Source organism: Bradyrhizobium sp. MV1.5, from assembly GCF_055807615.1.
In genome coordinates this window covers 1-24,290 of sequence record NZ_JBVVPL010000024.1, presented here as the reverse complement: position 1 = coordinate 24,290, position 24,290 = coordinate 1, and the positions used below count along the sequence as shown (strand labels likewise).

The 24,290-nt window shown below is 65.7% G+C and carries 19 protein-coding genes; 14 read left to right on the top strand and 5 right to left on the bottom strand.

Features of this window, described 5'->3' with window-relative positions; genetic code table 11:
• Window positions 1-222 precede the first annotated feature (222 nt).
• Window positions 223-1,626, top strand: a complete 1,404-nt coding sequence (locus AC0L2J_RS21825) for an MFS transporter (RefSeq protein WP_473394154.1) — start codon at window positions 223-225, stop codon at window positions 1,624-1,626.
• Between the two features lie 111 nt (window positions 1,627-1,737).
• On the top strand, window positions 1,738-4,137 hold the full coding sequence (locus tag AC0L2J_RS21820) for a bifunctional diguanylate cyclase/phosphodiesterase (RefSeq protein WP_473394150.1): 2,400 nt from the start codon (window positions 1,738-1,740) through the stop codon (window positions 4,135-4,137).
• Window positions 4,138-4,139: 2 nt separating this feature from the next.
• On the opposite strand, the gene AC0L2J_RS21815 is transcribed toward AC0L2J_RS21820, so the two are convergent.
• Entirely contained in the window at window positions 4,140-4,574 is a 435-nt protein-coding gene (locus AC0L2J_RS21815) for a hypothetical protein (protein ID WP_007612361.1), read from the bottom strand.
• 73 nt (window positions 4,575-4,647) lie between these two features.
• Here AC0L2J_RS21815 and AC0L2J_RS21810 point away from each other — a divergent pair, with 73 nt between their 5' ends.
• The gene (locus AC0L2J_RS21810; protein WP_007612360.1) at window positions 4,648-5,241 is read left to right on the top strand and encodes a hypothetical protein; all 594 of its coding nucleotides are present in this window, start codon (window positions 4,648-4,650) and stop codon (window positions 5,239-5,241) included.
• 26 nt (window positions 5,242-5,267) lie between these two features.
• On the opposite strand, the gene AC0L2J_RS21805 is transcribed toward AC0L2J_RS21810, so the two are convergent.
• Complete coding sequence (locus AC0L2J_RS21805; protein WP_007612359.1) at window positions 5,268-6,611, bottom strand: aminotransferase-like domain-containing protein; 1,344 nt, start codon at window positions 6,609-6,611, stop codon at window positions 5,268-5,270.
• A gap of 183 nt (window positions 6,612-6,794) precedes the next feature.
• Here AC0L2J_RS21805 and AC0L2J_RS21800 point away from each other — a divergent pair, with 183 nt between their 5' ends.
• A complete protein-coding gene (locus AC0L2J_RS21800) occupies window positions 6,795-7,031 on the top strand; it encodes a DUF1127 domain-containing protein (RefSeq protein WP_063995700.1) in 237 nt (78 codons plus the stop codon).
• Between the two features lie 867 nt (window positions 7,032-7,898).
• On the opposite strand, the gene AC0L2J_RS21795 is transcribed toward AC0L2J_RS21800, so the two are convergent.
• Both AC0L2J_RS21795 and AC0L2J_RS21790 read right to left on the bottom strand, forming a co-directional pair.
• On the bottom strand, window positions 7,899-8,324 hold the full coding sequence (locus AC0L2J_RS21795; RefSeq protein WP_063995702.1) for a universal stress protein: 426 nt from the start codon (window positions 8,322-8,324) through the stop codon (window positions 7,899-7,901).
• 87 nt (window positions 8,325-8,411) lie between these two features.
• Window positions 8,412-8,945 carry a SixA phosphatase family protein gene (locus AC0L2J_RS21790; protein WP_063995703.1) on the bottom strand — a complete coding sequence of 178 codons (534 nt, stop codon included), beginning with the start codon at window positions 8,943-8,945 and terminating at the stop codon, window positions 8,412-8,414.
• A 196-nt stretch (window positions 8,946-9,141) separates the two neighbouring features.
• Here AC0L2J_RS21790 and AC0L2J_RS21785 point away from each other — a divergent pair, with 196 nt between their 5' ends.
• The 9 genes from AC0L2J_RS21785 (at window position 9,142) to AC0L2J_RS21745 (ending at window position 23,187) form a co-directional block, all read left to right on the top strand.
• Window positions 9,142-10,599: an NAD(P)/FAD-dependent oxidoreductase gene (locus AC0L2J_RS21785; RefSeq protein ID WP_063995704.1), complete on the top strand. Its 1,458-nt coding sequence runs from the start codon at window positions 9,142-9,144 to the stop codon at window positions 10,597-10,599.
• An 85-nt stretch (window positions 10,600-10,684) separates the two neighbouring features.
• Complete coding sequence (gene msrB, locus AC0L2J_RS21780) at window positions 10,685-11,197, top strand: peptide-methionine (R)-S-oxide reductase MsrB (RefSeq protein WP_007612345.1); 513 nt, start codon at window positions 10,685-10,687, stop codon at window positions 11,195-11,197.
• Window positions 11,198-11,375: 178 nt separating this feature from the next.
• Window positions 11,376-13,628 carry a flagellar hook-basal body complex protein gene (locus AC0L2J_RS21775; RefSeq protein WP_007612344.1) on the top strand — a complete coding sequence of 751 codons (2,253 nt, stop codon included), beginning with the start codon at window positions 11,376-11,378 and terminating at the stop codon, window positions 13,626-13,628.
• 35 nt (window positions 13,629-13,663) lie between these two features.
• Window positions 13,664-15,547 carry a flagellar hook-associated protein FlgK gene (flgK, locus tag AC0L2J_RS21770; protein WP_473394141.1) on the top strand — a complete coding sequence of 628 codons (1,884 nt, stop codon included), beginning with the start codon at window positions 13,664-13,666 and terminating at the stop codon, window positions 15,545-15,547.
• Between the two features lie 21 nt (window positions 15,548-15,568).
• The gene (locus AC0L2J_RS21765; protein WP_473394137.1) at window positions 15,569-17,947 is read left to right on the top strand and encodes a flagellar hook associated protein; all 2,379 of its coding nucleotides are present in this window, start codon (window positions 15,569-15,571) and stop codon (window positions 17,945-17,947) included.
• Between the two features lie 70 nt (window positions 17,948-18,017).
• Window positions 18,018-18,800: a hypothetical protein gene (locus AC0L2J_RS21760; protein ID WP_063995708.1), complete on the top strand. Its 783-nt coding sequence runs from the start codon at window positions 18,018-18,020 to the stop codon at window positions 18,798-18,800.
• Window positions 18,790-20,439: a hypothetical protein gene (locus AC0L2J_RS21755; RefSeq protein ID WP_473394134.1), complete on the top strand. Its 1,650-nt coding sequence runs from the start codon at window positions 18,790-18,792 to the stop codon at window positions 20,437-20,439. The genes AC0L2J_RS21760 and AC0L2J_RS21755 overlap by 11 nt, the downstream gene beginning before the upstream one ends.
• Window position 20,440: 1 nt before the next feature.
• Complete coding sequence (locus AC0L2J_RS21750) at window positions 20,441-21,694, top strand: ATP-grasp domain-containing protein (protein ID WP_473394130.1); 1,254 nt, start codon at window positions 20,441-20,443, stop codon at window positions 21,692-21,694.
• The gene (locus AC0L2J_RS21745; RefSeq protein WP_473394126.1) at window positions 21,691-23,187 is read left to right on the top strand and encodes a pyridoxal phosphate-dependent decarboxylase family protein; all 1,497 of its coding nucleotides are present in this window, start codon (window positions 21,691-21,693) and stop codon (window positions 23,185-23,187) included. Before AC0L2J_RS21750 ends, AC0L2J_RS21745 begins: the two co-directional genes overlap by 4 nt.
• 122 nt (window positions 23,188-23,309) lie before the next feature.
• On the opposite strand, the gene flbT is transcribed toward AC0L2J_RS21745, so the two are convergent.
• Window positions 23,310-23,747 (bottom strand): flagellar biosynthesis repressor FlbT, encoded by a 438-nt coding sequence (flbT, locus tag AC0L2J_RS21740; RefSeq protein WP_007612328.1) that lies wholly within the window; start codon window positions 23,745-23,747, stop codon window positions 23,310-23,312.
• Window positions 23,748-24,066: 319 nt separating this feature from the next.
• Between flbT and AC0L2J_RS21735 the strand changes: the two genes are divergently transcribed.
• The coding region (locus AC0L2J_RS21735) for a flagellin N-terminal helical domain-containing protein (RefSeq protein ID WP_473322076.1) at window positions 24,067-24,290 on the top strand (224 nt) is incomplete at its 3' end.

The window sequence follows — 24,290 nt, the reverse complement described above, 5'->3', positions numbered from 1 at the left end:
ACACAAAAACCCCTCCCCCCCCCTCCTCTTCTCCTTGCCCCCCCGGCCGGGCCCCTTTCGGGGGGTGCCTCCCTCTTCACTTCCTTCCGGGGCGCGCCCCCCCCCCCCCCCCACGCTCGAACATGAGGCCATCCGTCCCGCATCCATCATTCGATCCTTGTCGTAACATGGCGGCGAGCGGGAAGCGTATCGTTCGCATGGGGCTGCAACCGAGATGGCAGCATGCGAGTCAGCACCGCCAGATACGAAGCCTTCGAAGCCGGCGTGCCGCATGCCGGCTCCCGCCTTGCGACGTCACTCACCCTTGCCGCGATGAGCCTCGGCTATGGCGTGGTGCAGCTTGACGTCACCGTCGTCAACACCGCGCTCGACGCGATGGGCAGGACGCTCGGCGGCGGCGTCGCCGAGCTGCAATGGGTTGTCAGCGCCTACACCATTGCGTTTGCCGCCTTCATCCTGACGGCCGGCGCGCTCGGCGACCGCATCGGCGCCAAGCGCGTCTTCATGGCGGGTTTCGCAATCTTCACCGCGGCCTCGCTCGCCTGCGCATTGTCACCCAATGCGGCCGTCCTCATCGCAGCGCGGCTGGTCCAGGGGCTGGCGGCGGCGATCCTGGTGCCGAATTCTCTTGCCCTGCTCAATCATGCCTATCCGGACGACCGCGAGCGCGGCCGCGCCGTTGCGATCTGGGCCGCCGGTGCCAGTCTCGCGCTCACTGCCGGCCCCTTCGTCGGCGGCGCGCTGATCACGCTGGTCGGCTGGCGCGCGATCTTTCTCGTCAACCTTCCGATCGGCCTCATCGGCCTTTGGCTGAGCTGGCGCTATGCGACCGAGACCACGCGCGCGCCCTCACGCGAGATCGATCTGCCCGGCCAGCTCGCGGCGATTGGTGCGCTGGGGGCGCTCGCCGGCGCGATCATCGAGGGGGGCGCGCTTGGCTGGCAGCATCCGGCTGTGCTCGCGGCTTTCGCTTCAGCCGCTCTCCTGGCGGTGCTGTTCGTCTGGCGCGAGAGCCGCGCGACGCAACCGATGCTGCCCCTGTCCCTGTTCGATCACCGGCTGTTCAGTCTGACCGCGCTTGTCGGTCTGCTCGTCAACATCGCGATCTACGGCCTGATCTTCGTGCTCAGCCTGTATTTCCAGAGGATCAATGGCCTGTCGGCGTGGTGGACCGGTCTCGCATTCGTGCCAATGATGGGGGTGGTGCTTCCGGTCAATCTGCTGGCGCCGCGCCTCGCCGAGCGTATCGGCCCATGCCCGACCATCGTTGTCGGCGCCTGCGTCTCGGCGCTCGGATGCTTTGGCCTGCTGTGGATCGAGGCCGGCACGAGCTATTGGGCGATCTTTGCGCAGATGATCGCAATCAGCAGCGGACTTGGGCTGCTGGTGCCGCCGCTGACCTCGACCTTGCTGGGCAGCGTCGAGAAGGCACGCTCCGGCATCGCGGCGGGCGTCCTGAACGCGACGCGGCAGACGGGCAGCGTGCTCGGCGTTGCGCTGTTCGGTTCGCTGGTGGCCTCGGAAGGCGCGTTCATGACCGGCCTGCACCTGTCGCTGGTCGTGTCGGCGGCCGTGCTGCTGCTCGCCGCCGCCGTGATCGGCCTCGGCGCGCCTTCGCGCGGATGAACAATCCGAGCGATTGAACACAGCTTCCGTTCACCATCCACGAAACAGGCACGTAGCCGGTTACCGACTGTCCATCTCTGTCGGTTCCAGTGCGGTCGATAGGGGCCCGCAATGTATCAAGTTCTCTACTGTCTCACCGAGGAGCACGACTGGCGGCTCGTCACGCTTGGCGGCGCGGTGGGCCTGCTCGCGAGCGCGGCGGCGATCAGCCTGTTTCACCGGGCGCGCGCGACGCACGGCCTTGGGCGCCTGGTCTGGATCGCCCTGGATGCCGTCGTCAGCGGATGCGGCGTCTGGGCGACGCATTTCATCGCGATGCTCGCCTACGGGCCGGGGGGCGCCGGCGCCTACAACATCCCGGTGACGATCCTTTCGCTGATCTTCGCGATCTCCCTAACCTTCGTGGGCCTGAGTCTGGCGGCATCCTCTGCGCGCGCGCCGTGGATCGTGCTCGGCGGCGCCATCGTCGGCACCGCGGTCGCGACGATGCATTATACCGGCATGGCGGCGCTGGAGATGCCGGCACGCGTCGATTGGATCGGGAGCACGGTTGCCGCCTCGGTGCTGTTCGGAATCGTATTCGCAGCGCTCGCGCTGTTCGTCGCTGCGCGGCGCGACGACCTCTTCCACGCGCTGACCGCAAGCGCCCTGCTGACGGTCGCCATCGTCGCACATCATTTCACAGCAATGGGCGCGGTCGTGTTGACGCCGGATCCGACGCTCGCGATCAGCGGGTTGTCGATCCCGGCGGACTCATTGTCCTTCTTTACCGCAGGTGCTGCGGTCGCGATCATCGCGATTGCGCTGGTGGCCGCGCTGCTCGACCGCCGCGCCAAGGGCGAATTGGGCCGCCAGCAGATTGTGCTGGACACGGCGCTCGAGAACATGTCGCAGGGACTGTGCATGTTCGACGCGGACGGCAAGATCATCCTGTTCAACGAGCGTTATGCCGCGATGCTCGGCCGCACCGACATCCTGCTCACCGGCCGGCTGCTGGTCGACGTCCTGCGGGAGGAGCAGGCCAAGGGGCAGTGGCAGGGCGATGCCGGCGAATTCTTCGCCCGCCTCGTCGCCGACGCGCGCGAGAGCCGCACCACGACCGACGTCGTGACCAGGTTCGGCCGCTCCATCCGGGTTGTGAACCAGCCGATGCATGGTGGCGGCTGGGTCGCGACCTTCGAGGACATCACCGAATGGCTGGAGGCCCAGGCCAAGATCTCGCACATGGCCCGCCATGACGCGCTGACCAGCCTGCCGAACCGCGTGCTGTTCCACGAGCAGCTCGTGCAGGGACTGCGCCGGACCGGATCGGGCGACCAGCTCGCGGTGCTTTGTCTCGATCTCGACCACTTCAAGGACATCAACGACTCGCTCGGCCACCCCATCGGCGATGCGCTGCTCAAGGAGGTCGGGCGCAGGCTGAAGGCCACCGTCGGCGAGAGCGACACCGTGGCGCGGCTCGGTGGCGACGAGTTCGCCGTGGTCCAGATCGGACGTTCCGAGGAAACCGCGGCACGATCCCTTGCCGGCCGCCTGGTCGAGGTGATCTCGGCGCCTTACGAGATCGACGACCATCAGATCATCATCGGTGTCTCTATCGGCATCTCGCTGTCGCCGCAGGACGGCGACAATCCCGATGAACTGCTGAAGAACGCCGACCTCGCACTGTACCGCGCCAAGGCGGACGGCCGCGGCACCTATCGCTTCTTCGAGACCGGCATGGATGCTCGCGCACAAGCACGGCGTCTGCTGGAGATGGACATGCGCGCGGCGCTGCAACGTGACGAGTTCCAGCCGTACTACCAGCCGATCCGCGACGTCGCCAGCGGTCGCGTCGTCGCGTTCGAGGCGCTGCTGCGCTGGAATCATCCGCAGCGCGGCCTGATCGCGCCCCTCAGCTTCATTCCATTGGCCGAGGAGACCGGGCTCATCATCCAGCTCGGCGATTTCGTGCTACGCTCCGCCTGCACCGACGCCGCCACCTGGCCTGACGATGTCGACGTCGCGGTCAACCTGTCGCCCGTGCAGTTCAGGAACCCAAATCTGATCGCATCCGTGACCGAGGCATTGGCGTTGTCGGGCCTCGACGCGCGCCGCCTCGAGCTCGAGATCACCGAATCCGTCCTGCTGCAGAACAGCGAGGCGACGCTGGCCACGCTGCATGACCTCCGCGCCATGGGCGTGCGCATCTCGCTCGACGATTTCGGCACCGGCTATTCGTCCCTGAGTTATCTGCGCAGCTTCCCGTTCGACAAGATCAAGATCGACCGCTCCTTCGTGTCGGAACTCGGGACGCGCGAGGATTCCATGGCGATCATCCGTGCCGTGACTGGCCTCGGCCGCAGCCTCGGCATCGTCACCACGGCAGAGGGGGTCGAGAACGACGGGCAACTTGAGCTGCTCCGGCGCGAAGGCTGCACCCAGGCGCAGGGCTATCTGTTCAGCAAGCCGCGGCCGGCTTCCGATGTCGCGATCATGCTGGACCGACCGCCGTTGCGCGCGATCGCCTGAGGCTAGCCGCGGCGCAGTGCGAAATGCCCGCCGCAGAACGCCATCACGGCACCGAGGCCCAGCGCGGCAATTCCGGCCAGCACGCCCGAGACCGTCGGGACCGGGCTCGGCGCCGAGGCCACCTGGCCCGCACCCGCAAGCAGCAGCACGCCGACCGCGATCAGGAATTGCCGCATCCGTTGCGGGATCTGGCCCGAGACGGCGCTCTGCATCAATGTCGCCGTGAAATAGCCGCCGGAGAAGCCGACGGAGGCGATCAGCCACCAGGCGATCGCCGCGCCCGCCGGTATGAACTCGTGCGTGTCCGAGTGCCAGAGGCCGCCGAGGTCGAGCCCGTAGCGCGCGCCCAGCATGTGCACGGCGAGCGCGAGCAGCACGCCGGAGATCACGGCGGCGCCGAGAATCAGGCGGCGCGGAAAAAAAATCGTCTCAGCCATGTCCCGCTTGTAGGATGGGGCAGGGCGCTCACGCAAGCGGATCGCTGATGGGATCGCCCGGATTGGATCGATTGTGAAGACAGAGGATTCGGGAGCTGAGCCGGCTGCGGGCGCGAGCTATGCCTACAAGGCGTCGCTGATCGGCTCGGCGCATCGCTTCGAGCTGACGGAGGAGGGGCTGTCCTGGCACATCGGCGGCCGTTCGGGCCTGTGGCGTTACGACGAGATCAGTGCAATCCGGCTGTCGTTCCGCCCCGTCTCGATGCAGCAGCACCGCTTTCGCGCCGATATCAGCCACACTGGCGGCAGCCGCGTCGCGATCCTGTCGACGAGCTGGCAGACCGCGGCCCTGATGGCGCCGCAGGACAATGGCTTTCGCAATTTCATCGTCGCGTTGCACGCGCGCATGGCGCAGGCCGGCAGCCGCGCCGAGTTGACCGCGGGCCTTGGCCGCAGGACCTACGCGACAATGCTGGCTTTTCTTGCGGTGCTTGCAGTGGCGATGACTGCGCTCCTGATCCGCGCGCTTGCGATCGGCGAATTCGCCGGCGCGCTGTTCATCATCGGCTTTGCCGCGCTGTTCGCCTGGCAGATCGGCGGCTTCGTGCGGCGTAACCAGCCGCGGAGCTACAGCTTCGATCGCCTACCGAGAGCGTTGTTGCCCTAAATGGCCTTGCTGCCCTGGACAGCGCGCTACTCCGTCGAGTCGAAATCCTCTTCCTTGGTGCCGAGTAGCGACACGAGCGTGCGCAGGCCGGAATCGAGCTGCTCGAACGAAGGCGGGGCGAGCGCGAGCCGCACTGCGTTCGGTGCGTGGCCATGGGCGATCGCGAAGGTCGAGGACGGTGTCAGCGCGATGCCGCGCCGGGCTGCCGCGGCGACGAAGGTCTGCGAGCGCCAGTGTGCCGGCAGCGTGAGCCAGAGGTGATAGGAGCGCGGATCGGCGGAGAGCTGGTAGCCGGCGAGCAGCCTTGCCGCGGTCTGCTGGCGGCGCGCGGCGTCGATGCGTTTCAGCCGCGTCAGCTCGGCCACGGTGCCGTCTGCCATCAGCCGCTGTCCAGATGCGAGCGCATGGCCGGACGCGATCCAGCCGCCGGTGCGGACCGCGCTCATCACGCTCTCGCGCAATCGCGGCGGCGCGACCAGGATGCCGAGCGCCAGGCCCGGCGCGACCTTCTTGGACAGGCTGTCGATCACGATGCAGCGGTCGGGGTCGAGTGCGGCCAGCGGCGTGTCGTCGGCCAGGAAGCCGTAGACGGCATCCTCGATGATGGTGAGGTCGAGCTTCTCGGCGACGCGCATGATGTCGGCGCGCCGCGTCGCGTTCATGGTGACGCCGAGCGGGTTCTGGATGATGGGCTGGAGATACAACGCCGACAGATGCGCTTCGCGATGCGCCTTCTGGATGGCGTCTGGGCGCGCGCCGAATTCGTCGATCGGAATCGGGACCAGCGTCACGCCGAGCCGCGCGGCGATGCTCTTGACGTAAGGATAGGTCAGCGCCTCGACGCCGCAGCGGCCGCCGGTGGGAACGAGGGCTGCGAGGGCTGCCGCGAGCGACTGCTTGCCGTTGGCGGTGAAGACGATCTGCTCGGCCTGCGGCGCGAAATCCTTGCGCGCGAGATAGGCGGCGGCGGCATTGCGCGCGCTCTTGGTGCCGGTGCTGGTGGAGACGCGCAGCGCGGATTCGAGCGCGTCGACGCGCTCGAGGCCCGCAAGGCTCTTGGCAATCATCGCCCATTGCTGCGGCAGCAGCGGGTAGTTGACCTCGAAATCGATCCGCGCGTCGCGCGGCTCGCTCAGCGCCTCGACCTCGCGCCTGATGGCGCCGGAGATGAAGGTGCCACGGCCGACCTCGCCGACGACGAGGCCACGGCGGAGCAACTCCGTATAAACCCGGCTCGCGGTCGAGACCGCGATGCCACGGTCATAGGCAAAATTGCGCTGCGGCGGCAGCCGGTCGCCGGGCCTTAACGTGCCGTTAGAGATATCGAGAGCAATGGCATCGGCAAGCTTCACGTATTCGAACTTGGACATTATTGCACCGAGAGCAATGTTTCACTTGCTCCGAGTAGTGTACTGGAGCATTTAAGTTCCATCAAGCTTCACGATTGAGCCGAGGAGAGCGAGAGCAATCCGAGGCAAATGAGGTGCATGCGCTCGGGCGCTTGCACCAACGGCATCCGTTTCGCCGCGTGGACAACAGGCCGGAGAAGGACAATGACCACGATCTCGCAGACCGCCGGGCGGAGTTTACGCTCATCCTCGTCAGACGGATTTTTCCGCAAGCTGGCCAGCGGCGCCTATGCGCTGTTCGACAGCCTGGAGCGCCGCTCCGCCGTCAAGACGCTGAACGACCTCGATGACCGCGCCTTGCGCGACATCGGGATCACGCGCAGCCAGATCGAGGATGCGGTCTACGGTCAGGCCAAAGCAGAACTGACGCGCTACCTGTAAAGCGCTTCGCTCTTGTCCCGGACGCGCTGCAGCGTTTTTACGCTGCTGCGCAGAGCCGGACCCAGAGGGCCGCGCACTCGCTGTCGCATGGGCCCCGGCTCTGCAGCGCACCGCTAAGAGGCGCTGCGCTGCGTCCGGGGCACGAGACCGTTGTTGAATAACTGACATGGGCTCGCATCCTCGCGGCGCATTTCGCCCGAGCTTTGCTTCGTCGTCTCACCCTCAATTGAAAGAGGGCGCAGGGAAGACCGGGCGCCGGCTGGCACCCGCGGTCCACTGTGCGAAGTTGCAATAAAAAATCTGCACAGCGGCATACAGGTGAAGCCAAAACATCCGGCCTTCCCTGCGCAGTGGCTTTACGGCTTATGTCGTGATCTCCCCGGGGAGCGATGCACTATTGCCCCCGTCGCCTTGCGGATGGCTGACGCGCGTGCCCGGTTGGGCAACCCACATCACCGCAACACTTGGCGCACAGACCCCGGGCGCCAGGACCACACGATTTTGCCGTACGCCGATCACACCGGTCGTGTGCGCGACGCCTTCGCTCACGGTTGCCCGCCCTGCGAAGTCCTTCGCGCCGATGTGACCAACGTCCACCGCCGTCCGGCCCGCGTTCGTGACGATCGCGATACGCCCCTCTTCCTTGGGCCGGGTTGCGGCGACACATACGCGATTTCCGAATTTCGGTAAAGTGGAATATTTTTGGCGGCGGACGTTGACCCGTCGATCGCGTGTTTTGCCCGACAGGCAACGCGATATCTAGTAGCCCGGATGGAGCGCAGCGCAATCCGGGATTCCATCCATGCGGGCGCAGCAGCCCCGGATTGCGCTGCGCTCCATCCGGGCTACGAACGGGTGCTCCGACCCTCAGTGCCTCACCACCAGCACCGAGCACTTGGCGTAGCGGACGACATGCCCGGCATTGGAGCCGAGGAAATAGGTGCGCATCGCCGGCCGGTGCGAGGTCATCACGATCAGGTCGGCCTTCATGTGCACCGCTTCCTCCAGGATCTCGTGGTAGATGCCGCCCTGGCGCACCACGCTGGAGATACGGGAAGGCTCGATGCCGGACTCGCGTGCGACAATGGCGAGGGCTTCTTCCGAGGTCTGGCGCTGCTGCTCGTCGAAATCGGCCGGCACGTATTCGGCCAGCATCACCGGGGTCATCGGCAGCACGTTGAGCAGGCGCACCACGCCGCTCCAGGTCTGCGACAGCGTTGCGGCGGTCGCGATCGCCGGCTTGGCCAAATCGGTGTCGGCGAGGTCGATGGGCACGAGGATGGACTTGAACATCTGCGCCTCCAAATCTTCCAGTCAGGACGTCTTGCCGGCACGTCGCGTGATCAACCCGATCGAAGCAGCCTTAACTTCGAAGTAGCCTCAACTTCGAAGCAGCTTTGGACTGACGAACAACACCAGCTTGCCGCGGCGGTAAGCCACGTCACCCCAATCCTTGACGTCAAAATCGAAGATCGCAAGCCCCGACGTGGGCAGGTTGTCGGCGAGCGCCTTGGCGGCGGTCGGATCGCCACCGCCTGTCAGCATCAGGGCGATCTCGTGCATGCCCGGATTGTGGCCGACCAGCAGCAATTGTCTCGGATCAGCCGGAATGGTTGCAGTGCGAATGGACTCCAGGATCTGGGCGGGATCGGCGGCGTAGAGTTCCGGCAGGACCTCCACCTGCGGCGCGGCGACGCGGTCCTTCATGGTCTCCCAGGCAATGTCCCAGGTCTGCCGGGCCCGGACGGCATGCGATACCAGTACGGCCTCGGGGAAGGGGGGATGGGAGGCCATCCAGTCGCCGATCTCGGCGGCATCCTTGTGGCCGCGGTCGTCGAGCCGGCGGTCCTGGTCACGGCCGCTCGGCGCGTCGGTCTCGGTCTTGGCGTGACGCAGCAGCATCAAACGGCGCATGGCATTCTCGAATCGTTACACGACCAGGATAATCTACAGGCGCCGAGTCGAGGACAAGGTGACAAGCGGCCGCTCAGGCCCTTAAAGCGCGATGAGATTAGGGCGAATCGTCATCGCGCTTTAGGTTATTGTTTCGAGCATCATCTTTTCGGAAAACCGCTGCACACTTTTCCGGATCATGCTCTAAGAAAACAACATGAGCGAGACTTTCACAAGCGTGTCCCAGGAAGAAGCCGGCTTTCGCGACCGGGCGCGGCTGTCGTTCGACCTCGATGCCGATATCTGCGTCATCGGGGCCGGGCTTGCCGGACTGTCCATCGCGCTCGAGGCGGCCCGGCTGGGGGCCAGCGTCGCGGTGCTCGAGGGCCGCCACATCGGCTGGAACGCTTCCGGCAATCAACTCGGCACCGTGATGCCGGGCTTCGCGCTGCCGCTCGCCGAACTGATCGAGCGCATCGGCTTCGAGGACGCGCGGGAATTGTGGACGCTGTCGAAAGAGGGGGCCGAGTTCGTCCGGGCCAACGCCACGGAAGAGAACATGCCGGGGATCGGCCCGACCGACGGCGTGCTCGAGGTCTCCAACGTTGATGCCGGCGACCGGCTGATCAGCCGCTTGCAGATGCTGAACGAGGATTTCGACACCGAAGCCGAGGGCTGGCAGGTCGATCGCGTCCGCGCGGTGCTCAAGACCGATCACTACTTCCACGGCGTCTACTATCCCAAGGCATTCCAGGTCGACGGACGCAAATATGTGCACGGCCTCGCCGCGCTGGCGCGACGGGCGGGAGCGCGCATCTTCGAGGATACGCCGGTCGTCAGCATCGATCATTCCGGCATCCGCAAGCGCATCGTCACGCCCTCGGCGCGGCTGCGCGCCACCCATATCGTGCTCGCCGGCAACATCCATCTCGGTGCGCCCTTGAGGCGCCTGTCGGAGACGCTGCTGCCGGTCTGGCGCTATGCCGGCATCACCGCGCCGCTCGGCGAGCGCGTGCACGAGATCATTTCCTTCAAGGGATCGGTGATGGATTCCGACGGCGTCGATCATTTCCGGATCGTCGACGGCGACCGGCTGATGTGGGAAAGTCCGGAGACCACCTGGGCCGCGCGGCCGCAGCGCTTTGCAGGCGCCGTCAGGCGGCGGATCCGGTCGATCTTCCCTCAGTTCGGCAATGTCGAGATCACCGACATGTTCGGCGGCGCCACAGGCCAGACCGTGCATGGCATGCCGCAGATCGGCCAGTTGCGCAAAGGCCTCTGGGTGGCCAGCGGGTTCGGCCGCCAGGGCATGAACACCTCGGCCATGGCCGGGCAGATGATCGCCCGCAGCATCCTGTGGGGCGACGAGCGCTGGAAGCTGTTCTCGCCGTTCGAGCTGGTCTGGGCTGGGGGAACGACGGGGCGGGTTGCCGGGCAACTGGTCGGAATCTGGGGCAGGGCGAGTTCCGCCGCCGCAGGCTCGCTTGCCCGCTATCGCGAGCGTGCCAGGGTCAAGGACCGGGAACGCGAGGCGCGGCTGGCCGAAGCCAACCGGGCCGCCGGGACCGGTCCGCGCCGTTCGCCGCCCGGGGTTCGGCCCCGGCCGGCCCCACCGCCGAAGCCTGTGGCGGAAGCCGTGGAACCAGTCCCGCAGGACGACACCGCCTCGCGATAAGGTGAGAAAAACTCCGCCCGGACGTGTAACGTCGACGGTTAGAGCCCGTATCTCAGGGCGTAGACGCTCCCGCATGGAGAATGAGATGTTTGACCGCCGCATCCTGTTGACGACTGTCGCCGGCCTGTTCGGCCTTGCGGCCTTCCGCTGGCTCAGAGCATCGCCCGCGGAGGCTGGAGAGAAAGCCGCGCAGAAATTCGAGATCGAGAAGACGGACGCCGAATGGCGTGCCCAGCTCACGCCGCAGCAATATGAGATCCTGCGCAAGGAGGGCACCGAGCGGCCGGGCTCCAGCCCGCTGCTCAAGGAGCACCGCAAGGGCATCTTCGCCTGCGCCGGCTGCGACCTGCCGCTGTTCGCCTCCGACACCAAATTCGAGAGCGGCACGGGCTGGCCGAGCTTCTACCAGCCGATCGAGGGCAATGTCGGCAAGACCGAGGACCGCACCTACGGCATGCTGCGCACCGAGGTGCATTGCCGGCGCTGCGGCGGCCATCTCGGCCACGTCTTCGACGACGGTCCGAAGCCGACCGGATTGCGCTACTGCATCGACGGTTTCGGGCTGGTCTTCCATCCCGCGGCGGCGTCCGCAACCTAGGTTTCGTCCCGGCAATTGTTGCCGGTCCCGGCAATTGTGCCCCGGTCGTCAGACCGGGGCTTTTTCATTAAGTCATTGATTTCGTGAAAGTACCCGCATTGGCATAGCCCTTGCGACAGTCTCCTCCGACTGCGGCCATGGTCGACCGGCCGCCGAGATCGGATCTGGAGACAAAGTTATGGGTATCTTCGATGCAATGAACACCTCGGTGGGTGGCCTGCAGGCGCAGTCCTACGCGCTGCAGAACATTTCCGGCAACATCGCGAACTCATCCACCACCGCGTACAAGGGCATCGGCACCAGCTTCGTCGATCTCATTCCCGACTCCTCGGTCCCGAGCAAGCAGGTCGCGGGCGGCGTGACGGCCAACGCGAAGGCCACTATCACCACGCAGGGTACGATCTCGGGCTCCAGCGTCGCCACCAACATGGCAATCACCGGTGACGGCTTCTTCTCGATCCAGAAGGCGACGGGCGTCGTCGACAATGCGCCGGTGTTCAGCGGCGTCACCTATTACACGCGGCGTGGCGACTTCCAGCTCAATGCCAACGGCAATCTGGTCAACGGCGCCGGCTACTATTTGATGGGTGTCACGGTCGACCCGAAGACTGGCAACCCGCAAGGCAACGTCGCGACAGTCCTGAAATTCCAGAACAACTTCATCCCGGCGCAGGCGACCACATCGATCCAGTACGCGGCGAACCTGCCGACCCAGCCGAACACGGTGGCGAGCACGACGGCGGCGACCAAGACGCTGCTGGCGGCCGGCGGACTGAACCCGTCGGACTTCGCGGCCAACCCGCTGCCGGTCGGCACGCCGCCTCCGCCGTATGCAAACGCCACAACGTCCGGCGCTGCCGCAACCGGCAATATCCGCTCGCCATACTCGTCGACCACTGCGACCGGCACAACGGCGCTCCAGAACAACTCTGCGGCGGTGGCATCGACCACCACTTCGCTCGACAACTCCGTGGGTACGCATCTCGCCTCCACGACCCTCACCGCGCTCAGCGGCCAGGTGCTGACCATCAACGGCAACACGGTCACGTTCAACGGCGGCACCACCGTCACGACGGTCGGCAGCAACACCACGATCGGTCTCGGCGCGGGCACGACGGCCACGGTGGCCAGCATCCTGAGCGCGATCCAGACCGCCGGCGGTGCCGGCGTCACCGCAACGCTCAGCGCCAGCGGCAACATCGTGATCTCCAGCGGCACCACCACCGACGTAGCGGTTGGTAGCGGCCAGGCGGCCACGGCGCTCGGCATCAGCAGCGTAACGCGCGGCGGCAACGTGCTGTCCTCCCCAGCGATCTCGGGCGCCACGGTGCTGAGCGGCGCGGCGGCGGCCGGCGGCGCCGAGGTGATCACATCGGGCTTCTCCGCCGGCGACGTCATCACGGTCAATGGTCAGCCGCTGACCTTCATGGCCGCCGGCGCGTCAGGCCCGAACCAAATCAACGTCACCGACAACATCACGATGCTGCTCGGCAAGATCGACGCGCTCTCCGGTGCAACGGGGTCGTCGGTCAGCAGCAGCGGCGTGATCACGCTGAACACCGGCACAGCTTCCAATCTTTCGGTGGCGAGCTCCAACAGCGCCGCCTTCGCTGCGCTCGGGTTCACCTCGACCATCACCAAGAATCGTGACGGTGGTGGCGTTGCCGGCACCGGCGGCGTGATCGGCAACGACATCGCCACCTTCACCAAGGAATCGATCAGCGGTGGCGCGGTGACCGCCTACAACGCGGCCGGCACGCCGGTGAATCTGCAATTACGCTGGGCCAAGACCGACAGTGCCTCGCTCGGCGCCGGCCATGCCGATACCTGGAACATGTTTTACCAGACCGATCCGAATGCGACCGGCACGACGGTCGGCTGGGTCAATACCGGCCAGGCCTTCACCTTTGCCGCCGACGGCTCGCTGACCTCGCCGAGCGGGTCGGGCATCACCATCAACAACGTCAGCGTCAGCGGCCAGTCGCTGGGCTCGGTCTCCTTCAACATCTCCTCGGGCGGACTGACGCAATATGCCAGCACCAGCGGCGCCGTCACCATCAACACCATCACCCAGAACGGCTACGCCGCCGGTCAGCTTCGCTCGGTCGCCGTCAACAACAACGGCCTCGTGGTCGGGACCTTCTCCAACGGTCAGAACCTCGACCTCGCACAGGTCTCGTTGTCGCACTTCAACGGCACCAACTACCTGAAGGCGCAGGACGGCGGCGCCTACGCCGCGACTGAACAGTCGGGCCCTGCCATCGACGGTGCTTCCGGCTCGATCAGCGGCTCGTCGCTGGAAGGCTCGAACACCGACATCGCCGACGAATTCACCAAGCTGATCGTGACCCAGCAGGCCTATTCGGCCAACACCAAGGTGATCACGACGGCGAATACGATGGTTCAGGATCTTTTGAACGTGTTGCGCTGATTGGTGCGTGACGTAACCAGAGGCGGCAAGCCAACATGGGTTTGAGTTCAGCCCTCGCCAGTGCGATGAGCGGTCTGCGTGCCAATCAGGCTGCGCTCTCGATCGTTTCCTCGAACGTCGCCAACTCGCAGACGCCGGGTTACGTCGTCCAGACGCCGAACCAGATCGAGGTCACCACCGGCGACTTCGGCTCGACGGTGACGACGACCGGCGTCAGCCGCGAGCTCGACACCTATGTACAGAAACAGCTGCGCACCGAGACCGGCGGCAGCGGCTACGCCGACCAGATGGCGAACATCCTGAAGCAGCTTCAGAATGTCTATGGCACGCCCGGCAACAGCGGTACGCTCGAAACCGCGCTGAACAGTTTCACCACGGCGCTGCAGGCGCTGTCGACCAATGCGGGCTCGTCGTCGGCGCAAACCGTTGCGCTCGGCGCCGCGCAGACGCTGGCGCAGCAGCTCAACCTCACCACCAAAGGCATCCAGTCGCTGCGCTCCAACGTCGAGCAGGATCTCAGCACCTCGGCGCAGCAGGCCAACGCGGCGATGCAGCAGGTCGCCGACATCAACTCCAGACTCCAGGGCCTTTCGGAACACGACCCCTCGGCCGCGACGCTGATGGACCAGCGCGACCAGGCCATCAACACGCTGTCGAAATATGTCGACGTCCACGTCACCACCGACGGGTCCAATCAGGCCAACATCTACACCACCACCGGCATCCAGCTGGTCGGCGCCGGGCTGGCCTCGCAATTCACCTTTGCCTCCGCCGGCGCGCTGTCGGCGACCTCGCTCTACAACATCGATCCGGCCAAATCCGGCGTCGGCGCGTTCAACATCAAGCTCCCGAACGGATCGTCGGTCGACGTCATCGCCAACAACGTTGTGTCTTCGGGCCAGATCGCGGCCGATCTGAAGCTGCGCGACCAGACGCTGGTGCAGGCGCAGAACCAGATCGACCAGTTCGCCGCGACGATGTCGAGCGCGTTGTCGGACAAGACCACGGCCGGCAGCACGGTCACCGGCCCGCCGGCCGGCTTCGATCTCGACCTTGCGGGAGCGGCGCCGGGCAACAGCGTCAACTTCACCTACACCGACACGACCACCAACACGAAGCGACAGGTCACGCTCGTCAACGTGACCGATCCGGCGGCGCTCCCGCTCCAGAACCCCACCAACGCCAATCCGATGCAGATCGGGGTGAACTTCTCCGGCGGCATGGGCGCGATCGCCTCGGCGCTCAACACCGCGCTTTCCGGCTCGCATCTGTCTTTCGCCGCCGCGCCGGCGCCGGCGACGGCCACCACATTGCGGGTGACCGACGACAACAGCGGCCTCGCCAAGGTCAATTCGGCCTCGATCACCAAGACGATCTCGTCGCTGACCTCGGGCAATCCGCAACTGCCGCTGTTCACCGATGGTGGGCAGGCGCTCTACACCGGCGCGATCACGGCATCGGGTTCGCAGATGACCGGCCTTGCCGGCCGCATCGCCGTGAACACACAGCTCGCCACCGACCCGACCAGGCTGTCGATCTACAACACCTCGCCGGTGACGCCCACCGGCGACACCACGCGCTCGGACTATCTCTATTCGCAGCTCACCTCGGCGGTGTTCTCCTATTCGCCGCAATCCGGTCTGGGCTCGGCCAGCCAGCCCTTCACCGGCAGCGTCTCGAACTACCTCCAGCAGTTCCTGAGCGTTCAGGGCAATGCCGCGACCCAGGCGACCCAGCTGCAGCAGGGCCAGAGCGTCGTGGTCTCGACGCTGCAGGCCAAGTTCAACTCGACCGCCAGCGTCAACCTGGACTCGGAGATGTCGAACCTGATCCAGCTCCAGAATGCCTATGCCGCCAACGCCCATGTCATGTCGGTGGTGCAGAGCATGATGAATACGCTGCTCCAGGCTCAAGTGTAACAAGTAACAGGGCTCTGAAACATGTCGATCAGCAGCATCAACTATTCCTCGTCGATTCTCGGCTCGCAGATCCGCAACATCAACCAGCAGCTCACCGACCTGTCGACGCAGCTCTCGACCGGCAAGCTGTCGCAGAACTATTCCGGGATGGGCACCAACGAGGGCTTTGCGATCGCCGGGCGCGCGCAGCTCTCCAACATCGCCGCCTATACCGACACGATGACCAACGTCAACGTCAGCATCAACCTCGCCAATACCGCGTTGCAGTCGCTGACCACGATCCGCAACACGGTGCAGACGGGCTCGGCCAACACCGCGCAGGATCTCAACGTCAATGGCCAGACGGTCGCGCAGAACACCGCAGCTGCGCAATTCGGCTCGATGGTCGGCGTTCTCAATACGCAATCCGGCAACCGCTATCTGTTCTCCGGCACCGCCTTCAACACGCCGTCGGTCGCGAATGCCGGCGACATCATCAACGGCACCACGACGCAGGCGGGCTTCAAGACCGTCATGGCGGAGCGCCAGGCCGCCGACCTCGGCGCCAACGGCATGGGCCGGCTGGTGCTGGCGACCCCACAGCCGACGCCGAGCTCGGTGAAGGTCTCCGAGGACGCGCCCGCATCGCCATTCGGCCTGAAGATCGCCGCAGTCTCCTCGACGCTGACCGGCGCGACGGTCACCGGCCCGAGCGGCTCGCCGGTGTCGTTCTCGGTCGACCTCAACGGCGTCAATCCGAACAATGGCGACAAGCTCAGCGTGCAGTTCACGCTGCCCGATGGCTCGACCGAGCAGATCGACCTGACGGCGTCCACCGCGACACCGACGCCCGTCGGCAGCTTTGCGATCGATGCAAGCGTCCCGGTCAACCCGAACAACACGGCGACCAACCTCAACACCGCGCTGAACACCGCGATCAAGAAGCTTGCCGGCACCTCGCTGGTAGCGGCATCCGCCGTCACGGCGGGGGACAATTTCTTCAACACGGCGGGATCCGCCACTGCGAATGTGGCGGCCACCGGCAATCTGCTCTCCTATACCTCAACGACCGGGACGGGCTCGGTTGCGTTGCAGGACAGCGCATTGGCGATTGCGTCTACGACCACGTCGCTCGATTCTTCGGCGACACCCCATCTCAACGGGACCATTCTCACCGCGCTCGCCAACGCTCCGACCGGTACCACCCTGACCATCACCGGCGCGAGCGGCGCCCACACGATCACCTTCGACCCTACCGTCACCACTGTCACGACGGCCAGCGGCAATACCACTATCGGATTGGCTTCGGGCAGCGCCGCGAAGGTGTCTGATATCTTGAATGCAATCGCGACGGCCGCCGGCATTCCCGCCGCCAACGTGACTCTGAGCGCCGGCGGCAATATCCAGATCGCGACCGGCACCGGCACGGACGTGGCGGTCACCGGCGGCGCGGCGGCCACGGCGCTCGGTCTCGGCAGCGTGACGCGCGGCAGCGTGGCGTCGACGCCTCAGATCACCGGTTCAACTGTGCTGAGCGGCACTGCGACCACGGGCGGCCCGGAAGTCCTCTCAGCGGCGTTCCAGGCGGGGTCGGCGGGTCCGCCTGCCGTTAGCCCCGATACGATCACGGTGAACGGTCAGACGCTGACTTTCGTCGCCTCGGGCGCCATCGGCCCAAACCAGATCAACATTACCGACAACATCACAACTCTCCTTGGCAAGATCGATCAGATCACCGGCACCACGAAGCCGTCGACCATCCATGGCGGCGTGATCACGATCAACACGGACGATCCCGGGAGCCTCAACATCACGAGCTCGAACAGCACGGCGTTCGCGGCGCTCGGCTTCACGACCTCCCCGGTCACGGCGGCAAAGGCTCCGCTGCGCGTCGGCTCTTCGCCCCTCGGCTCGGCGACGACGCTGGTCAACGGTTCGGCCACCACCGTGCAATGGTACCTGGGCAATGACGGCCCTGGTTCGCCGCGCTCCACCGCGATGGCCCGGGTCGACGATTCCGTCACGGTGCAGTATGGCGCGCAGGCGAACGAGGACGCCATCCGCAAGGAGCTGCAGGCGGTCGCCGTGTTCGGGACGTTCTCGACCTCGCCGACCGGGCAGTATGCGGGCGGGCAGGTCGCCGCGCTGAGCCTGCGGGTGACGCAGGCTCTGACCAAGCAGCCCGGCCAGCAGCGCATCGAAGACATCCAGACCGACATCGCGATGGCCCAGAACACCATGAAGGACGCGGGCACGCGCCAGACCCAGGCCAAGGCGCAGCTCCAGACCATCATCGACCAGGCGGAATCGGCCCCGCCGGACCAGGTCGCGAGCGAGATCCTGTCGCTCCAGAACGCGCTCCAGGCGTCCTACCAGGTGACCTCGAACCTCGCGCAGCTCTCGCTCGTCAAGTTCCTGTAAGCGGGCGTTAAGGCGCCGTTAACCATGCCTCTTTACCTCTTGGTGAGGATTGCAGCGGGCGGAGCTGACGATGTCGGACAAGATGAAACTGGTGGTGGCCACGCCATGTTTCGGCGGGCAGGTGACGAGCATCTATGCGAGCTCGATCTTCGCGCTCCAGCGTGCCGTGCACGGCATGGCCAATCTCGAGCTCAAGGTGCTGCTGCGCGACGGCGATGCGCTGATCACGCGCGCGCGGGCCAATCTGGCCGCGATGTTCCTGGACGATCCCGAAGCGACGCATTTCCTCTTCATCGATGCCGACATCGGCTTCAAGCCGGAGCAGGTGTTCCGGCTGATCGAGTGCGGCGCGGACGTCGTCGCCGGCTGCTATCCGATCAAGCGGATCAACTGGGACAAGGCCGCGCGGGCGATCCAGTCCGGCCGCGCCGACGTGCCGGCCGCATCGCTCGACTACGTGCTCGAGATCGAGGACCCCGATCGCATCGTGGTGGTGAACGGCTTCACCCGCGTGCGCTACGCCGGCACCGGCTTCCTGATGATCCGGCGCTCCGTGCTGGAGGCGATGTGCCGCCATCCGGACTACGCGGCCTTGCAATTCTTCCGCGAGCATTCGCACGATACGCTGGCGGCGAGCCAGAACCGGTTTGCCTTGTTCGAATGCATGATCGATGCGGCGACCGGCACCTATCTGTCCGAGGACTTCGCCTTCTGCAAGCGCTGGACCGACATCGGCGGCGAGATCTGGGCCGACATCGAGAGCTCGCTCGATCACGTCGGGCCCTCGGTGTTCCACGGCGACATCACCTCGCAATTCGCACCGGCGCCCGCGGCGGCGGCCGATGCGGCGTGAGCGTTTCGGGATGAGCGCCGGCGCATCCCGTCTGTCAGCCAGCGAGCGCGCGTCCGACGGCGGCTCGCGCTATCGCCTGCGCGATCTGTTCACACCGCTGGATACGCTGCTCGCCTCCGGCGGAGATCCGCGGCTGACGCTCGATCCGAACGACCGTGTCAACACCTATGGCTGCGCGGCTTCGCCGGAGCCGGAGCTCTGGAATTTCGCCTCCGCGACCGCCTCGACGATCTCGCAGATGGCTTACGACCGCGCCGCGCTGGCGCGCGAAGAGCTGATGCACAAGTGCCTGTTCGACGAGGTCGAAATCGCCTTCGACGCCCGCTGCGAGGACATGCGCGAGGAACTGCGCGGCTACCTTGCGCTCTCGTCGCGCATCGACGTCGTGTTCTCGCCGTCCGGCACGGACTCCCAGCTTCACGCCCTGTTCGTGGCGCGCGCGGTGCTCGGTGCGGCGCCAGTGACGATCGTGGTCGGCGCCGACCAGACCGGAAGCGGCACGCCGCATACCGCACGCGGCCACCATTTCAGCACGATGACGGCAGGCGGCGTTGCCGTGCGCAAGGACGGCGCGGTAACGGGGCTTGCCGGCGACAGCATTGCGGTGCCGCTGATCGATATGGCGGCCGGCATAGCGATGCGCACCAATGCCGATGCCGCGGTGCTGCATGCGGTCGAGACCAGCCTCGCGCAAGGCCGGCGCGTTTTGTTGCAGATCATGGATTCGTCAAAACTCGGTTGGCGTGCCCCGAGCGAGGCGTGTCTCGACGAGATCGCGCGGCGCTGGCCGCGCAAGGTTCAAATTGTCGTCGATGCCTGTCAGGCGCGGCTCGGCCGCCGGCGGCTGCGCGCCTATCTCGATCGCGGTTACATGGTGCTGATCACCGGCTCGAAATTCTTCGGCGGACCCGCCTTCAGCGGTGCGCTGCTGCTGCCGAAAGGCCTGTCGCGATCGATCGACCGGATTGGCGGGATCGCGCCTGGCATCTTCGACTATGCCGGTCGCTGCGACTGGCCGATGGCGTGGACGACACTGCGCTCGCGGTTCGAGCGCCGGCCGAATTTCGGTCAATGGCTGCGCTGGGAAGCCGCGCTGGCCGAGATCGGCAGCTACTACGCCGTGCCGGGGGCTTTCCGCGCCAGGGCGCTGGCCGAGCTTGCAGCCGGCATCGACAGCATGATCGCGTTGTCGCCGTCGCTTCGTGCCGTTCCCACCGCGATCGAGAAGTCCGGCGCGGACGACGAGGAATTCGCGCAAGCCACGATCTTTCCGTTCGCGCTTCTGCGCGGCGGCAAGCCGGTCTCGATCGCCGAGACCAGCGCCGTGCATAGGGCGTTGGCGCGCGACATGGCCGAGGAGATCAGCGGCAGCGTGGCGGACCGCCAAGTGGCCGCCCAGCGCTGTCTCGTCGGCCAACCGGTCCGACTGGAGCGGCAGGACGGTGCGCCGCAGGCCGTGTTGCGCCTCTGCGTCGGCGCGCGATTGGTGACCGAGGCGTGGTCGCCGGATGCAATGCAGGCGCAACGCAATGTGCAACACGTTCTCGATCGTATCGCCCATGTGCTGGTGAAGATCGAGCTATTGCTTGACCGTGGCGCGGCCGCGGCCGTGCCGGCAAAGTCCGCGTTCGAGGTGTGAGATGCAACATCCAGTTTCCGCGCCGAGCGGCGTGACCGCGCCGAACCATGCCGACCGCATCGGCTTTGCGCAGTTGACGCGCCGCGCCTTCGAGGGCGGCGACCTGCATCCGTTGCGCGAGCGGCTGCTGGCGCGGATCGAGGAGGGGACGGCGGAGGCCGGCGAAGGCCTCGATCTCTCGCTGATTGCCCAGCTTCTCGGCGAGAAGGAGGCCGGGCTGGTGATCCAGACCGAAGTGCTCTCCTTCCACCAATTGTTTCGTACGCCCTGCGCTGCTCCAAAACCCCGGCTGCGCGTGCTCGCGCTCGCCGCCGATATCGACATGGGCGGCAACACGCCGATCGACTTCCTGCTTGAAGACTCCGACATCGAGCTGTTGACGCTCTACGTGGTCAAGGGCATCGGCCTGCCGGACACTCTGCCCGAGCACGACGTCGCCATCGTGATCGCATCCGATTCCGCAGAGTGCCGGGAGGCACTCGCGCTGATCGAGAAGGCCGCGCCGCACTGGCCGAGGCCGCTGCTCAATCGTCCCGATCTCATCGGCAATCTCGATCGCGACAAGCTGTATCGGTTGCTGGCGGACGTGCCCGGTCTCGACATTCCCGTGACCGCCCCCACGACGCGCGCGCAATTGTCGGAGCTTTCGCAAGGCAAGCTCGTTTGCGAGGAGATCACGGGCGAACTGCGTTTTCCGATGATCGTGCGGCCGCGCGGCACGCATGCCGGCGTCGGGCTCGCCAAGCTCGACGATGCGGAGGCGCTCGCTGCCTATCTTGCCGAGCGGCAAGAGCACGACTTCTTCGTCGCGCGTTTCGTCGATTATGTCAGTCCCGACGGGCTCTACCGCAAATATCGTCTCGCCATGGTCGACGGCAAACCCTATGCCTGCCACATGGCGATCGCCGATCGCTGGGATATCTGGTATCTCAACGCCTTCATGGCGTTCAGCGAGGAGAAGCGGGCCGAGGAAGCCGTCTTCATGCTCGACTTCGACCATGCGTTCGCAGCGCGCCACAAGATCGCGCTGGACGAAATGAGCAGGCGCGTCGGCCTCGATTACTTCATCGTCGATTGCGCCGAGAACCAGAACCGCGAGTTGCTGGTCTTCGAAGCCGACAACACCGCCGTCGTGCACAACATGGATCCGCCGGCCGTGTTTCCGTACAAGCCGCCGCAGATGCGCAAGATCTTCGCGGCGTTTACGGCGATGCTGTCGCGGCATGCGCGAGCGGGCGAGGAGAGTGCAGCATGAACGAGATCATCCGCAATACGCAAAGGTCCGTCACGCAGACTTCGCTCGATCCGCAGGACTGGAGCGAGTTTCGCGCGCTTGCCCATCGCATGCTTGACGAGACGATCGACGGGATCGCCAACGTTCGCGCGCGTCCGGTGTGGCAGCCGATCCCCGACGGCGTTCGCGCGGCATTCAAGGCCGACGTGCCGCGCGAGGCGAGCGATCTCGCCGACGTCTATCGCGACTTCACCGAACATGTCGCGCCCTATGCGACCGGCAACGTCCATCCCGCTTTCATGGGCTGGGTGCATGGCGGCGGTACCGCGGTTGGCATGGTCGCGGAAATGCTCGCGGCAGGCCTCAACGCCAATCTCGGCGGCCGCGACCACATGCCGATCGAGGTCGAGCGGCAGGTCATCGACTGGATGCGCCGCCTGTTCGCCTTCCCGGAGAGCGCGAGCGGCATCTTCGTCACGGGCACGTCGCTGGCGAATCTGATGGCGGTGCTGGTGGCACGCACGAGTACGCTCGGCACGCTGGCGCGGCAGTACGGCATCGGCAATGACGGTGCGCTTCTCACCGCATATACATCGCAGGCCGCGCATGGCTGCGTCTCGAGGGCGATGGACATCGCCGGGCTCGGCAGCGATGCGCTGCGCAAGATCGGCGTCGATGCCGATCATCGCATCGACGTTGCCGCGCTGCGTGCGCAGATCGCGATCGATCGCGAGGTCGGCTTCAAGCCGTTCCTGGTCGTCGCATCCGCTGGTACGGTCGACATCGGTGCGATCGACGATCTCAAGGCGATCGCGGAGCTGTGCCGCGAGGAGGGAATCTGGTTTCACGTCGACGGCGCCTTCGGTGCGCTCGCGATCCTGTCGCCCGAGCTCGCGCCGCTGCTCGGCGGCATCGAGCTTGCGGATTCCATTGCGCTCGACTTCCACAAATGGGGACAGGTGCCTTATGACGCCGGCTTCCTGCTGGTGCGCGACGGCGAGCAGCATCGGCAGGCTTTCGCGCAGCCCGCGGCCTATCTGCGTCGCGAGGCGAGGGGGCTTGCGGCCGGCGCGGTCTGGCCCTGCGATCTCGGCCCCGATCTGTCGCGCGGCTTCCGTGCGCTGAAGACGTGGTTCACGCTGAAGACGTTCGGCACAAATCGGCTCGGTGCGGTGATCGCGCGAAGCTGTGCGCTGGCGAAATATCTGGAGACTCGCGTTCTTGCCGAGCAGCGGCTGGAATTGCTGGCACCGGTCAATCTCAATATCGTCTGCTTCCGTTACCGCGCCGCGGATGAGGTCAATCGCGAGATCGTTGCGGACATCCAGGAGTCCGGCGTAGCGGCGCCGTCGAGCACCACGCTGGACGGCAGGTTTGCGATCCGCGCCGCGATCGTCAATCATCGCACCGACGAGACTGACATCGATGCGCTGATCGCGGCCGTGCTGGGATTCGGCGGACGACGGAGCGGGGGAGTGATCGAGGTCGAGGCGCCGCCGCTCGCGGCGCAGTAGTATTCACGCAGGCCCGAAACGACAACGGCCCCGGAGGCGATCCGGGGCCGTTGTCGTTTATGAGGCTTGGTCGTTCGTGCGGCTTCGTCGTTCGCGCGGCGTGGGACCGCGAACGCGTGGGATCAGGCGGCGGTGCTGACGTCCTGGTCCGCTTCCGTCTTGGGATGCGTGGCCTCGAACTGGCCCCGCAACTTCTCTTCATAGGCGATCAGCTTGCGGGCATCCTTCAGCGCGCGATAGAGGTCGCCGTTGAGGATGTTGTTGTTGATGCCTTCGATGATCGGCCAGGAACTCGGCACCGCGGTGACGATGTCGCGCACCAGGTTGAAATAGGTGCCGTGCTGGGTCTGCGGATCCGGCGAGATGTACATGAGCTGGACCGCCAGATAGACGAGCTTGGCAGGCGTATCGGCGGTCTCCGGCGTGAGGATGTCGCGCTCGCGCAGGATCGGCACGTTGTCGCCGTCGATCAGAAGGCGGGCGCGCTGGTCGGTGTTGGTTATTACGCAGTTACCGACGATGATGCGTTCGTGCGGTCTGAGCTCGACCTTGAGGGCCATGCCTGTTCTCCATCAACGCTTTCGTAACCGAGCGTGTGTTGCGGCGGATCAGGGCGCAATACTCCATCAAGACTAGTTAACGAGTTGTAAATCCCGGCCGATGCCGCGGGAAAGCTCAATCATATCAAGGCTGAAATCGCCCGGCTGCGTGGCGTCGCGAGTGTGCGAATGGGCCGAATCGCGCGCCGACTCAGCAAAAGCGCCAATTTCATTTCATGTTTCGTTAGAGGACTCCGCCCCACGGTCCGCCGGTCGCTGGGTCACTCGATCCATGCAGACGCGTAACAGTAAGCGTCGTTTACCAGAAAGGTAACACCCAATGTCCGGTATCGTTCTCTCCTCCTCGGTTCGTCAGAACCTGCTCTCCCTCCAGTCCACCGCTGATCTTCTCGCCACCACGCAGAACCGTCTGTCGACCGGCAAGAGCGTCAACTCGGCCCTGGACAATCCCACCAACTTCTTCACCGCACAGTCGCTCGACAACCGCGCCAGCGACATCAACAATCTGCTCGACGGTATCGCCAACGGCGTGCAGGTGCTGCA

Excerpts from the sequence above, each read along its gene's own strand:
- AC0L2J_RS21825 (WP_473394154.1), top strand. The coding sequence starts at position 223 with ATGCGAGTCAGCACCGCCAGATACGAAGCCTTCGAAGCCGGCGTGCCG.
- AC0L2J_RS21820 (WP_473394150.1), top strand. The coding sequence starts at position 1,738 with ATGTATCAAGTTCTCTACTGTCTCACCGAGGAGCACGACTGGCGGCTC.
- AC0L2J_RS21815 (WP_007612361.1), bottom strand. The coding sequence starts at position 4,574 with ATGGCTGAGACGATTTTTTTTCCGCGCCGCCTGATTCTCGGCGCCGCC.
- AC0L2J_RS21805 (WP_007612359.1), bottom strand. The coding sequence starts at position 6,611 with ATGTCCAAGTTCGAATACGTGAAGCTTGCCGATGCCATTGCTCTCGAT.
- AC0L2J_RS21800 (WP_063995700.1), top strand. The coding sequence starts at position 6,795 with ATGACCACGATCTCGCAGACCGCCGGGCGGAGTTTACGCTCATCCTCG.
- AC0L2J_RS21795 (WP_063995702.1), bottom strand. The coding sequence starts at position 8,324 with ATGTTCAAGTCCATCCTCGTGCCCATCGACCTCGCCGACACCGATTTG.
- AC0L2J_RS21790 (WP_063995703.1), bottom strand. The coding sequence starts at position 8,945 with ATGCGCCGTTTGATGCTGCTGCGTCACGCCAAGACCGAGACCGACGCG.
- AC0L2J_RS21785 (WP_063995704.1), top strand. The coding sequence starts at position 9,142 with ATGAGCGAGACTTTCACAAGCGTGTCCCAGGAAGAAGCCGGCTTTCGC.
- msrB (WP_007612345.1), top strand. The coding sequence starts at position 10,685 with ATGTTTGACCGCCGCATCCTGTTGACGACTGTCGCCGGCCTGTTCGGC.
- AC0L2J_RS21775 (WP_007612344.1), top strand. The coding sequence starts at position 11,376 with ATGGGTATCTTCGATGCAATGAACACCTCGGTGGGTGGCCTGCAGGCG.
- flgK (WP_473394141.1), top strand. The coding sequence starts at position 13,664 with ATGGGTTTGAGTTCAGCCCTCGCCAGTGCGATGAGCGGTCTGCGTGCC.
- AC0L2J_RS21765 (WP_473394137.1), top strand. The coding sequence starts at position 15,569 with ATGTCGATCAGCAGCATCAACTATTCCTCGTCGATTCTCGGCTCGCAG.
- AC0L2J_RS21760 (WP_063995708.1), top strand. The coding sequence starts at position 18,018 with ATGTCGGACAAGATGAAACTGGTGGTGGCCACGCCATGTTTCGGCGGG.
- AC0L2J_RS21755 (WP_473394134.1), top strand. The coding sequence starts at position 18,790 with ATGCGGCGTGAGCGTTTCGGGATGAGCGCCGGCGCATCCCGTCTGTCA.
- AC0L2J_RS21750 (WP_473394130.1), top strand. The coding sequence starts at position 20,441 with ATGCAACATCCAGTTTCCGCGCCGAGCGGCGTGACCGCGCCGAACCAT.
- AC0L2J_RS21745 (WP_473394126.1), top strand. The coding sequence starts at position 21,691 with ATGAACGAGATCATCCGCAATACGCAAAGGTCCGTCACGCAGACTTCG.
- flbT (WP_007612328.1), bottom strand. The coding sequence starts at position 23,747 with ATGGCCCTCAAGGTCGAGCTCAGACCGCACGAACGCATCATCGTCGGT.